At 61.2% G+C, this 12,168-nt stretch carries 14 protein-coding genes; 3 read left to right on the top strand and 11 right to left on the bottom strand.

Annotation, left to right across the window (positions count from 1 at the left end; genetic code table 11):
- Positions 1–166: 166 nt before the first annotated feature.
- Positions 167–892, top strand: coding sequence for a GntR family transcriptional regulator (locus HF955_RS11925; RefSeq protein ID WP_291075344.1), 726 nt, complete (start codon positions 167–169; stop codon positions 890–892).
- 4 nt (positions 893–896) lie between these two features.
- On the opposite strand, the gene HF955_RS11920 is transcribed toward HF955_RS11925, so the two are convergent.
- The 10 genes from HF955_RS11920 to HF955_RS11875 all read right to left on the bottom strand — a co-directional run bounded on the left by HF955_RS11920 (position 897) and on the right by HF955_RS11875 (position 8,831).
- Positions 897–2,063 (bottom strand): CaiB/BaiF CoA-transferase family protein, encoded by a 1,167-nt coding sequence (locus tag HF955_RS11920; protein ID WP_291075343.1) that lies wholly within the window; start codon positions 2,061–2,063, stop codon positions 897–899.
- The gene (locus HF955_RS11915; protein WP_291075342.1) at positions 2,060–3,199 is read right to left on the bottom strand and encodes a CaiB/BaiF CoA-transferase family protein; all 1,140 of its coding nucleotides are present in this window, start codon (positions 3,197–3,199) and stop codon (positions 2,060–2,062) included. Before HF955_RS11915 ends, HF955_RS11920 begins: the two co-directional genes overlap by 4 nt.
- A complete protein-coding gene (locus HF955_RS11910; RefSeq protein ID WP_291075341.1) occupies positions 3,199–4,383 on the bottom strand; it encodes an acyl-CoA dehydrogenase family protein in 1,185 nt (394 codons plus the stop codon). Before HF955_RS11910 ends, HF955_RS11915 begins: the two co-directional genes overlap by 1 nt.
- A gap of 10 nt (positions 4,384–4,393) precedes the next feature.
- Positions 4,394–4,915 (bottom strand): MaoC family dehydratase, encoded by a 522-nt coding sequence (locus HF955_RS11905; protein ID WP_027838510.1) that lies wholly within the window; start codon positions 4,913–4,915, stop codon positions 4,394–4,396.
- Between the two features lie 20 nt (positions 4,916–4,935).
- Complete coding sequence (locus HF955_RS11900) at positions 4,936–5,745, bottom strand: CoA ester lyase (RefSeq protein ID WP_291075340.1); 810 nt, start codon at positions 5,743–5,745, stop codon at positions 4,936–4,938.
- Positions 5,746–5,796: 51 nt separating this feature from the next.
- On the bottom strand, positions 5,797–6,366 hold the full coding sequence (locus HF955_RS11895; RefSeq protein ID WP_291075339.1) for a carboxymuconolactone decarboxylase family protein: 570 nt from the start codon (positions 6,364–6,366) through the stop codon (positions 5,797–5,799).
- A gap of 3 nt (positions 6,367–6,369) precedes the next feature.
- Positions 6,370–7,269, bottom strand: a complete 900-nt coding sequence (locus HF955_RS11890) for a polysaccharide deacetylase family protein (RefSeq protein WP_291075338.1) — start codon at positions 7,267–7,269, stop codon at positions 6,370–6,372.
- A complete protein-coding gene (locus tag HF955_RS11885; protein WP_291075337.1) occupies positions 7,269–8,108 on the bottom strand; it encodes an SDR family NAD(P)-dependent oxidoreductase in 840 nt (279 codons plus the stop codon). Before HF955_RS11885 ends, HF955_RS11890 begins: the two co-directional genes overlap by 1 nt.
- 11 nt (positions 8,109–8,119) lie before the next feature.
- Entirely contained in the window at positions 8,120–8,434 is a 315-nt protein-coding gene (locus tag HF955_RS11880; protein WP_291075336.1) for an REDY-like protein HapK, read from the bottom strand.
- A gap of 97 nt (positions 8,435–8,531) precedes the next feature.
- A complete protein-coding gene (locus HF955_RS11875) occupies positions 8,532–8,831 on the bottom strand; it encodes a DUF1330 domain-containing protein (protein WP_291075335.1) in 300 nt (99 codons plus the stop codon).
- A 166-nt stretch (positions 8,832–8,997) separates the two neighbouring features.
- On the opposite strand from HF955_RS11875, the gene HF955_RS11870 reads away from it, so the two are divergent.
- Positions 8,998–10,005 (top strand): NADP-dependent oxidoreductase, encoded by a 1,008-nt coding sequence (locus tag HF955_RS11870; protein ID WP_291075334.1) that lies wholly within the window; start codon positions 8,998–9,000, stop codon positions 10,003–10,005.
- Between the two features lie 5 nt (positions 10,006–10,010).
- A complete protein-coding gene (locus HF955_RS11865; RefSeq protein ID WP_291075333.1) occupies positions 10,011–10,823 on the top strand; it encodes an alpha/beta fold hydrolase in 813 nt (270 codons plus the stop codon).
- Here the strand turns inward: HF955_RS11865 and HF955_RS11860 are convergent.
- Positions 10,820–12,166 carry an efflux transporter outer membrane subunit gene (locus tag HF955_RS11860; protein WP_291075332.1) on the bottom strand — a complete coding sequence of 449 codons (1,347 nt, stop codon included), beginning with the start codon at positions 12,164–12,166 and terminating at the stop codon, positions 10,820–10,822. The two genes, HF955_RS11865 and HF955_RS11860, sit on opposite strands and share 4 nt — an antisense overlap.
- Between the last annotated feature and the right edge of the window lie 2 nt (positions 12,167–12,168).

Genomic DNA, 12,168 nt, shown 5'->3' with positions numbered 1-12,168 from the left:
ATCATCTCCACCGCGTATGAAAACCCAAAAAATCGTGGCGGACACAGTGACTTGCCGATTGCATTCGCAACAGCAGGTCTTGACTGTTTCCACGGCAGGGGGCCGATTACGTCCGTTCAATGCTCAGACGGTTCGACTCGTTCGAAACCGGGGAAACTCCGCGCTTATGACTTCAAAGACCCTGCCTCGCTACCGGGAACTGGCGAACCAGTTGAAACAGGATATCCTGTCCGGAAAGATGAAGCCCGGCGACCAGTTGAAGACCGAACTGGAACTGTGCGAAATCCACGACATTTCCCGACACACGGCCCGCGAAGCCCTGCGCATTCTTTCGGAAGAGGGATTGATCGCACGCCGCCGGGGCGCCGGCACCGTGGTGGCCGATCTCGCCGCGCCCGCTTTCGCCCAGCCCATCGGAGATTTTGACTCGATCCTGAAATATGCGCGCGACGCACATTTCGAACTGGGGTCAGAACGGCCGGCGACACCGGACGAGGTCTCGAAGAATGGGCTGAACGGAAACTATCACGTCTATACCGGCTTGCGCCGCCAGGATGATGCTCCACCACTGGCGCTGACAACGATTTACGCCCTGTCCGAACTTGCCCCGGATCAGGAGACGCTCGAGCAGCTCGACACCTCGATTTCGGAATGGATCGAAACAACGCATGCCGTTCCGGTAAACCGGGTTACCCAGCGCATGGAGGCCGTAGCCCTCAATCGTACGGAGGCAAAGGCGCTGAAGGTCGATGCCGGATCCCCGGCACTCATGACCATCCGGACCTATTACGATTCCACGGACAGGATCATCCTGTATTCCAAGAGCCTTCATCCGGCCGGCCGGTTCGCGTATGAGATGCAACTCGACCGGACACGCACCACCGGATCCTAGATCCCTAGATGCTGCCGGCCTTCTTCAAGGCGGACACATCTTCGGCTGACAGGTCGACCGATTTCGCAATTTCTTCCGAATGCTCCCCATAAGCGGGGACTGCAGCACCGGGCCGGGCCGGCTCGTTTGCAAACTTGATGGCCGGGCCGATATGGCGGTTGCCCTCCGCATCGGTGAACACCATGCCGCGTTCCGCGGTGAACGGATCGTCGAACGCTTCCTGCAGGCTGCGAACCCAGCTCCAGCAGCAATCGACCCCTGCGAGGAACTCCTTCCACTCGGCCAGCGTGCGCTCGGCAAAGCGGACCTTGAAGAATTCCCTCAGCGGTGCCTGCCCCGGTCCGGGCGGCACTTTGGCGTAGGGCGCAAGGTCTTCCCGCCCGAGGGCGGTCAACAAATTCTCCGCGAACTTCACTTCGCTGCCGCCAAGAATGATGAATTCATCATCCGAGGTCCGATAGAGATTGTACATTGCGCTGCCGCCAAAGCTGCGCATGTCCTTGGGCACCGGCGCCCGCCCCTCTGCGAAGGTTGGCCCCAGCACATTCGGCGTCCAGGCGATGGCCGCATCGAACATGGACAGGTCGATATAGTCGCCCTCACCGGTTTGCGTTCGCCGGTACAGTGCCATGAGAATTGCCGAAAGCGCCATCAGCGAGGCCGAGGCGTCCGCAAACGGAATGCTCGGCATGGCGGGAAGGTCGTCCTGCCCCCGGTTCAGATCGACCAGTCCGGCGAGGCCCTGAACGGTCAGATCGTGGGCCGGCTTCGTGGCCAGGGAGGAGTCCTGCCCGAATGCGGAGATCGAACAATAAACGAGGCTTGGGTTCAGCGCCTTGAGGGTTTCGTAGTCGACGCCCAGCCGCTTGACGACTCCGGGCCGGAACGCCTCCACCACGACATCGGCCTGAGCGGCCAGCCTGTGAAACAGGTCCAGCCCCGCTTCGGTCTTCAGGTTCAGCTTCAGGCTCCGCTTTCCCCGCGCCACGTTGCGGAACCAGACGGAGACGCCGTCGGCGGTCTTCTCGCCGATCTCGCGGACGGGCTCGCCGAGGCCATTGGCGGGCTCGATCATGATGACGTCGGCCCCATGGTCCGCCATCATCATCGTCATGTGCGGCCCGGGCAGGAAGGCCGACAAATCCAGAACTTTCAGACCGTCCAGTTTCACTTCAGCAACTCTTCATTGTGCTCACCCAAGGCTGGCGCCCGGCTTGACCGGACCCTGTCCCCGTTCACACGGAAAGGGGACGCGAGTGTCCGCAGGCCTTCGGGCGCTTCGGGATGTTCCACGGTTTCGATCATGCCGATCGACTCCAGATAAGGGCTGTCCAGGGCGCCCGCGATGTCGAGCACCGGGGCGAAGGGCACCTTGCCGCCGAGAATGTCCATCCATTCCTGTGTGGTCCGGTGGGAGAGGATCTCGTCAATCTTCTCCGTGAGGGCCGCAAGGTTTTCCCGACGCGCCGGGATGGTGGCGAACCGCTCATCCGCCTTCAGCGCATCCGCGCCGGTAATGGCACAGAACAGGTCCCAGAATTTGGGCGTCTGGCACATCAGCAGGCACCATCCATCCCGGGTGCGGAACAATTGCGAGGGCGCAATCGAGGGATGGGCGCCGCGCGGCAGCCGACCGGTCACATGGCCTTCATTGAGATACCAGGTGGCCGGATAGGACGTCTGGTGCAATGCTGTCTCGAACAGGCAGACATCGACATCGCAGCCTGCCCCGCTCCGCTGGGCCCCGACAATGCCTGCCAGAAGCGCCGTGGCCAGATGGCTTCCGGTATGGAAATCCACCATGGACAGACCGGAGCGGACCGGAGGGCCTTCCGGTTCGCCGGTCATCAGCATGAAGCCGGCTTCTGCCTGCATCAAATAGTCATAACCCGGCCAGGCTGCGCGCTCGCCCTCCCGCCCATAGGCCGAAAGGTGCGCACAGACGATCTTCGGGTTGACCGCCTTCAGCGCATCATGGGTCAGGCCCAGCTTTCCCGGCTGGTCACCGCGCAGATTGTTCGCCACGGCATCCGCCGTCCGGACAAGGGCGTGGAAGGCGTCGCGTCCGGCCTCCGACTTCAGGTCGAGGCTGACGGATTTCTTGCCCTTGGAGAAGGTCTGGAAGAACTGGCTGTCCTCGTCCCCCAGCATGTAGGGGCCGACCGAACGCGAGACGTCCCCGCCCCGCCCGGCATCCTCGATCTTGATCACTTCCGCACCAAGGTCCGCCAGCAGCATGGTTCCGTACGGGCCGGCACCATACTGCTCCACGGAAAGGATGCGGATTCCGTCCAGGGGCAAGGTCATTATACGGGATTCCGTTTCACGAGTTGCTTGGCGATGATGATGCGTTGCATCTCATTGGTGCCTTCCCCGATGCACATCAGCGGCGCATCACGATACAGGCGTTCGATGGGATACTCCTTGGAATAGCCGTAACCGCCATGGATGCGCATGGCTTCTGTTGCACAGTATACGGCGACTTCCGACGCGAAATACTTGGCCATGCCGGCTTCCATGTCGACACGCTGGCCGAGATCGAACATGCGGGCCGCGTCCTCGACGAGGAGTTCAGCGGCGCGGACCTTGGCTCCCATTTCCCCCAGCTTCATCTGGATGGCCTGATGCTCGCAGATCGGCTTGCCCATGGTCTTGCGGGTCTGAGCATAGGCGACCGATTCCTTCAGGGCGCGCTTGGCAATACCGACCGAACGGGCCGCGACATTGATGCGCCCGATTTCCAGGCCGCCAGTTGCCATGTAGAAGCCCTTGCCTTCCTCGCCGCCGACAAGGCTCAGCTCGGCATCGCATTCATAGCCATTATAGATCAGTTCGCCAGAGTCGATGCCCTTGTAGCCAAGCTTCTCCAGCTTCTTGCCATTCGAAACGCCCGGCAGATGATCCTCCGTGTCCGGCGCCGTCTTGGTCTGGGTGATCAGCATGGACATGCCCTTGTAGCGCGGCTGCGCCTCCGGGTCTGTCTTGACCAGCGCCGCGGCGCAATTGCCCTGAATGGCGTTTGAAATCCAGGTCTTGGCGCCTTCGACGACATATTTGTCGCCCACGCGCGTCGCTCGCGTTGTCAGGGCCTGCAGATCGGTGCCGGCATTCGGCTCGGTCAAGGCAAGTCCACCACGGATTTCACCGGTCGCGAATTTCGGAAGCCAGTATTCCTTCTGTTTCGGCGTACCGAATTTCTGCACGATGATCGCCATCATCAGGTGGGAATTGAAAATGCCGCTCAGGCTCATCCATTCTTCCGAGATCAACGTCACGATCTTCGAATAGAGCGAGGCGGACAGGTTCAGGCCGCCATACTCTTCCTCGATAAGCGCACCGAACAGGCCGAGTTCCTTCATGTCCTCGACCAGCGCATGAGGATATTCGTCATCATGCTCCATCTGCATGGCAACGGGTCTCACTTTCTGCTCCAGCCATTTTCCAATGGCATCAAGCATCAGGCGATCATCTTCGTTCAATGTGTCAGTCATTCTCGGCGCCTCAGTAATTTCCGACTTTGTCTTCAACGGCGTTGCCGCGCGACGGGATCAGCATGTTGCGCTTGAAGGTGCACACCATCTTGCCGTCCTGATTGAACCCGCGGGTCACGATCGTGACGATCCCCTGACCCGGGCGCGACTTGCTTTCCCGCTTCTCCAGCACCTCGCTTTCACCGTACAGCGTGTCTCCGGCAAAGACGGGCGCGGTGAACTTCACCTCGTCCATGCCGAGATTGGCGATGGCCTTCTGGCTGCAATCGGTCACGCTCATGCCGATCAGCAGGGCGAGCGTGTACGGGCTGACGACGAGGTTCTTCTTGAACTCGCTGGCGGCAGCGAATTCGGCATCGAAATGCATCGGATGCGTGTTCAGTGTCAGCAGCGTGAAGAGATGGTTGTCATATTCGGTGACCGTCTTTCCGGGACGATGTTCGTAAATGTCGCCGGGCTGAAAATCCTCGAAATAGCGGCCGAAGGTTTCGCGATAGCGGTTCGGACCAACCTCTTTTATGTTCTGGACCATGGGGAAAGGGCTCCGTGAAATTAGGCGCGAGACAGAATGCGTTGCGCAGCAAGAATGATGGGACGATCGACCAGCTTCCCCTTGTGGAGGACAGCGCCCCCATTGGAGGATTCGAGTGCGGCGATGATGGCGTTTGCTTCGGAGATCTCGGCCTCCGTGGGCGTGAAGACAGATGTGACGCAGCCAACCTGTTTCGGGTGGATACAGGCGCGCCCGGAGAACCCGAACGCCTTGGCCTGCTCGGTCGATGCGGTCAGGCCGGCTTCGTCGGATATGTCGAGAAAGGGCACATCATAGGCCGGCACGCCCGCCGCGCCGCAAGCACTTGCGATGGCTCCTCGCGCATAGTTCATGGCCGGGGCGCTGGACAGGTCAGCACCAAGGCTGGCTGAAAAATCCGCGCCGCCGAACAGGACGCCAAAGGCACTTGCGGCAGCAATCTCCATGGCGTTTGACACCGCGCGGCCACTTTCTATGACCGCGACAAGATTGCTGCGCGACAGGGCTTCGGAGACGATCTCCATGTCGATGCCGGTTTCGGCCTTGGGCACCATGATGAAACTCGGTTCTGCGCCGGCAGCAGCCAGGGCCGCGATATCTGCACACCCATCCGCTGTACGCGGAGAATTGATCCGGATTCCTGCCCGCACCGTTCCGGCCTTTTCCAAGAGCCAGGCCAGCGCCGCCTCACGGGCCGCTACCTTGTCGTCCGGCAACACCGCATCTTCCAGATCAATGATGATTGTGTCAGCACCAGCTGCTGCGGCCTTGTCGAAACGGTCCGGCCGCGCGCCGGGCACAAAGAGAAGTGATCTGAACGTGGTCGTCATGCGGCCCTCGATTAATTTGTCCGGACAAATTAGGGGCACCCATTGAATTCGTCAATCGCCAGTTTGCGCAAAACCGGTCAGGCTGGCCGCTGGTGCCGGCTCGAGCTGCGTTCCCAGCGTGGAATTCCAGCGATTGAGAAAGCCGAACAGGGAGATGACGCTTACGATCTCGACGATCTGGGTTTCTGAGAAGTACTGTCTCAGGCGCTCGAAATCCGAATCCTCGGCTTCGTTCGGCACTCGCCCGGCCTTCATGGCAATATTGATGGCGGCACGCTCTGCGTCCGTGAACAGATCGCTGTCCTCAAACGTCCAGACCGCCTCGATCTTGGCGGGGTCGACACCCTGCTGCCGGGCCCCATGCGCCGCATGGGCTGAACAGTAAAAGCATCCCGCAGCCTTGCTGGCCGCTTCGCCGATCAGGCGCTTGAGCCCGGGATCGACATCCCCCGGTCCGTAAATGGAGGCAACCAGATCCCACATCGCCCTGAGCGTCTTCGGCTGGCGCGCCATGACGAGCGCATCATTGGGCACGAACCCCATCAGGCGTTCGGCGTTGCCCACCATTTCTGCTGTCTCTGGATCGACCTCGGCAAGGTTCAGCGGCGTGACGCGGCTCATGGATCAGGCTCCTGACGGAACGAGTTTGGAGAAATGGGCCGCAATGTCTTCCCGCTTGGCGATCCAGACATCGTCGAACCCGGACACATACTCCACGAATTCCCGGAATGCCCAGATACGACCCGGGCGGCCGATGATCCGCAGATGCAGCCCCAGGCTCATCATCCGCGCGCCTTCCGTTGCGGCCTCCGACCGGAGTTCATCAAAGGTGCGTTTGGCATAGTCGAGCCACATGCCCGGCGTGAAGGACGGCGACAGCCAGAACTTCATGTCATTGGAATCAATGGCGTAAGGCAGGATGACCATGGGCCGTTCAGACCCGTCTTCCATTTCAGTCATCGCCCAATAGGGAAAGTCGTCCGAATAATCATCCATGTGATAGGCATAGCCCTGCTCCAGCAGGATCCTGCGCGTGATGTCGGTATGGAGATACCGGGACAACCAGCCAGATGGACGCCGCCCGGTCGTGGCCAGAATGGATTCGGTGCCGCGTGCGATGAAGGCCCGCTCCTCCTCCGGCGACATGAAGGCCGTGAAATTCCATTTGTGACCGTGATTGCAGGGCTCGTCGCCGCGCGCGGCAATCGCCTTTGCCAGCCATGGGGCTTTCTCGAGCGCCTGACCGCACACGGTCCAGGTTGCCGGGATGCTGGCCGAATCCAGAATACGGAGAATTCGGGGCGCGCCCTGATTGATCCCGTATTGGTAGTTGGACTCATTGCCATGGATGCGGATCGGCTTTCCGGGAACCGCGCCAAGTTCGTCAACCGGTTCCGGGCGCTTGTCGCCTTCATCAATCCGGCGCTCGGCACCTTCCTCGACATTCACGACAATCGACAGGGCCAGCTTCCTGCCGTTCGGCCAGCTGAAACCCTCTGGCGCTGGATCTTTCCACTCACTCATCAATGGGGCTCCTCACCACCGGACACATTCATGCTCTCCGCCGTGATGTAGGCGGCTTGATCCGTGCACAGCCATGCCACAGCATTGGCTGTGTCCTCGGGAAGTCCCGGACGCCCCATCGGGATGCGTTTCGCCATTGCGTCCATGTATTCCTCGATTGACCCCGCACCCGTCACCTTCGCGAAGTATTCATTCTGCCAGGCTCCGAGCCCCGTGGTGACATGGTTCGGGCAGACATTGTTGACCGTGATCTTGTGCGGCCCCAGCTCGATCGCCGCCGACCGGACCAGTCCCACAAGTCCATGCTTGGAACTTGAATAGGCCTGGGCGTGCGGGAAGCCCGACTTCGCAGCCTGCGACGCAATATTGATGATCCGTCCACCACGACCCTGTTTGACCATTTGCTCGGCGGCAGCCTTCAGCCCGAAGAACGAGCCCGTCAGGTTCACGTCGATCACGGCGCGCCAGTCGGCTTCCGTGACATCCAGAAGCGGCTTCATGATGTATCCGATGCCGGCATTGTTCACCCAGATATCGATGCCGCCATGTTCCGCTTCCGCATGCGCCGCCAGGGCACGCACTTCGTCAAGGCTGCGCACGTCGCAGGGACATGTGGACACTTCGACGCCCAATTGCCTCAGCTCGGCGGCAATGCCTTCCATCTCGTCCGACGTGCCGATGTGCTCTTCGCCTGTCGCGGAATCCCGTGACGTGCCGAGGTCCGACAGAACGATTTTCGCACCGTCGCTGGCAAGGCGGCGGGCAATGGCCTCACCCAGGCCAGCACGCCGGCCCGAACCGGTGATGACCGCAACTTTACCTTCAAGGGGTTTGCTCATGATCGCCTCGCCTATCCGAGTTTGTCCGTCAGGATGAAGACGAGGTCAGCCGTCATACCCTGGAATTCCGCAGCAATGGCCTGCATCTGTTCTGTACTGACGTCTCCGCCGAAACCGTCCATGTCGTTGACATCGATGGTCTCGATATACTGATAGGGCGGCTTGTCGTCGGAGCCCAAAAGCCCGGTCGCCTTGAAGACTTCAAAGGAGTCGACCGACTTCAGGCCATTGACGGTGGGAATGTCCTTGGCCTTTGCCCAGGCTTCATAATCCTCGACCGAACAGCCCGGCTTCAAATTGAACAATGCGATGATTTTCTGCGACATGGGTGCGCTCCTGTCAGTAAAAGTCCGGACAATGGTATACCATTCTTGCCCGAATGATAGCCCCTTTGATGGGACCGGCGGGAGACGAGGCAGGCCCTCAGGTGTCCGGCTGCTCGACGACGACAATCTGCGCGTCCGACGTTTCCCGGCGCAGCTGCTTGAGCGTTTCATATTCCGGACTGGTCCACATCGCCTCCAGCGTCTGCAGGTCCGGCCACTTGCTGATGACGACGCTGGTATTCTCGTCGACATCTCCTTCGAGACAGGACAGTCCGGGCGCGCGCACCACATATTCCCCGCCATGTTTTGCGACGAGCTTGCTGGTCGGAATGGCGTATTCCGGAAGGAACCGGTCGCGATCATGGATCTTGCAGAACACGATCTGGTAAATGGCCATGAGGGGCTCCATGAATTTGCTGGTAGATCAACCACTTTAAATGATATATCTTTTTGGATATGAGATTTTCCACCGAATGCAACCCCTGTCCCGGACCCGTGTTTGACCCTGTCCGGGCGGCGGGACGCACCTTCCACCCCCCAATCCATGCCGAGGCCGACCTGACATGAAACTGATCACTCTTAAAACTGCGCTTGAATCGAAACCCCAGGCCTCGGATTTCACGATGATCGACGCGCCGACACCGGCGTGTCCGGACGGTGGTGTGCTGGCACGGGTCGTCCATCTCTCGCTCGATCCGTATGTCGGGTCACGGCTGCGGGGAAAGCATATGGGCGAAGCTGCGCCGGAACCCGGCCGTGATCCGATCCCCGGTGCCATTGTGGGCCAAGTGCTGGAATCCCGCGCAGACGGCATTCGCGAGGGCGACTGGGTCCAGTCGATGGAAGGCGGCTGGCAGGAAATCGTGGCGCTGCCGGCCGGGCACATCCGCAAACTCGATCCGGACCAGGCCCCTCTGGCGTCACATGCCGGTGTGCTCGGAATGCCGGGACTGACGGCCTGGGCCGGCATGACCCAACTCGCCAAGGTGGGCGACGGAGATACGGTGCTGGTCGACGCCGCAGCGGGCCCGGTTGGTGGAACCGTGGGCCAGATCGCCCGGATCAAGGGCGCGAAGCGCGTTGTCGGAATCGCCGGCGGCGCCGAGAAATGCAATATCGTCACCGACACGTACGGGTTCGATGCCTGCATCGACTACAAACAGGAGAACTGGCAGGACGCCCTCAAGGACGCCTTGCCGGAAGGGCTGTCTGTGTTCTTCGAGAATGTGTCGGCCGAGATGGCGATGATCGCACTTGCCAATGCCCAGACCTATGCGCGCGGCATTCTGTGCGGTCTGGCTGCGGCCTATCACAGTCCCACCGCCGCGACGCACTCGCTCAACATGGGCACGATCATCGGCAAGCGCGCCCAGATGCTCGGGCTCGTCGTCTATGATTTTTATCCGAAGTGGGATGAGTATGTGAATGAGGCGAGTGACTGGATCAATAGCGGCCAGCTCAAATTCGTGGAGGATCGGGTTGAAGGTCTGGAGAATGCCCCTGACCTGTTCGAGCGCCTCATGAATGGCAAGAACCGCGGCAAGGCTGTCGTCACCGTCAGCGCGGAGTAGCCGAAATGGTGGAGACCCGGAGAGCCTATTTCGACGGTCCGCACGGCCAAATACATGCCTGGATCGCCGGACAGGCTCGCCCGGGCGTCCTTCCCCTGTTCTGCGCACACCAGAGCCCCAAACATGGGGGCGAATTCTCGAATTTCATGAAGGCCGCCGGGCAGCATCGACTGGTCGTGGCCCCCGACTATCCCGGCTACGGGATGTCCGACACGCCTCCCGATGAGTCGGACGTGACCATCGAATACTACGCCGACGCCATGTGGTCCGTGATCGATCAGATGGGCCATGAGAAGGTCGACCTGTTCGGAAACCACACCGGCTCGAAGGTGATCGCCGCCATGGCCATGGCACGCCCGGAACGGGTTGGCAGTCTGGTCATGATCTCGGCCACTATCCTGACGCCGGAGGAACACCGGATGTTCAGCGACTATTTCCAGCCTGTTCCGCTGGATGAGGCCGGCACGAGATTTACGACCATGTGGTCGCGGATTGTCGAACGGAGAGGCCCCGGCGCCACACTGGAAATGATGGCGCGGTCGTTTGCAATGAACTTGATGGGCGGCGAAGCCTATGAATGGGGCCATCATGCCGCCTTTGCATGGTGGAAAGAGGATGAGACCGCCCTGCGCACGCTGGAGCACCGGATCACCATCCTCAACCCGGCAGACGATCTGACCGAATGCACGCGCCGCGCCGCGCCCTTGCTGAAGAATGGCCAGGTGATCGAATTGCCGGACTGGGGCTACAATTTCATGGATGTCTGGCCGGAAGAGAGCGCTGCACTCGTCCTGTCACACCTGGACAGCGAAACCTAGAACCCGCCCCCCAGCGCCACATAGAGATCGATCGAGGCGGCCAGCCGGTCGCGGCGAGCCTCCAGGGCGCTCTGGGTCGCGGAGTAGTAGGTCTGCTGAGCTGACAGCAGGCTCGTCAAATCATCCGTTCCCACACGATATCGCAGTTCGGCAGAGTCCAGAGCGGCCCGGCTTGCATTCAGGGCGACTTCCAGCTGTTCTTCCCGCCGGGCACTCGTCTCGACGGCGGACAGGGCGATCTCCACTTCGCGAAGCGAGGTGAGAATGGCGGCCTCGTAGTTCGAGAGTAATGCCGCACGCCGGGCCCGGGCGCTTTCGAGCTGAGCCTCGAGCGCTCCGCCGGAAAAGATTGTCTGCGACAGCGCCGCTGACAGGCTGGCGGTCGGATCCGAAAGAGACCTCAGCAGCGTGGTGACGCCGGCGCCAAGGTCGACGCTGGGCAGCATGGCGGCGCGTGCCACCTGGATGTTCGCCTGGGCCGATCTCAAATCGGCTTCGGCCTGCAGCAGGTCCGGACGGCGCAGCAGCAGGTCGGATGGCAATCCCGCGTCCGGCACAGGCAGGGCCGCCTCATAGAGATCATTTTCCGGCGTCTCGAATCCCTGCGGCACTTCCCCGACCAGGATCGCGATGGCTGTCTGCAGTGACAGGATCTGCTGCTCGATCTGCGGTAGCTGCGCGCGGGAATTGGCAAGTGCAGCTTCCTGGCTGGCAAGATCGAAACCGGAAATTTCACCCGCATCATATCGTACCCGAACGATCTCGAAGATGCGTTCGGCGATTTCCAGGTTTTCCGTCGCCACCTGCCTTTGCCGATAGGCGGCCTGCAGGTCGAAATAGTTTGCGGCCAGATCGGACACGACGCTCAGTTCCAGCGCGCGCTGGGCAAATTCCGCAGAGTCCAGGCTGGCCTCGGCTGCATCCCGCGACGCAGAGACTCCGCCGAACAGGTCCAGTTGGTAGCTGGCGGACAGACGGGCGCTGCGAGACACGTCCTCAAGCCCGGACTCCGTATCGACGGACGCGCTGCCGCTTGCCGAGACCGTTGGCAGTGCTGCCGAATCCGCGACGCGCACCGCCGCCCGCGCCGCCTGCACATTGGCGAGGCCGGCCTCGAGCGAGTGATTGGCCTGAAGCGCGCGGGTGACCAGGTGGTCGAGAGTCTCGTCCCCGAAGCCGGACCACCACAACCCGAGATCCGGGAGGGACTGGTCAGTCTGCGCTGCGCGCTCATAGGCGTCCGGCAGCACGATTGAGGACCCCGCCACGTCGCTGGACTGCGTTGTCGCGCACCCGGTCAGCACAAGGGCGAGGCTCAAGGAAAGAAGGCGGGTCTTGGTCATGT

Origin of the sequence: Hyphomonas sp. (assembly GCF_017792385.1) — a bacterium.
GTDB lineage: Bacteria > Pseudomonadota > Alphaproteobacteria > Caulobacterales > Hyphomonadaceae > Hyphomonas.
Note: the sequence above shows the minus strand (reverse complement) of the source record. Positions and strands in the feature narration are given on the sequence as shown.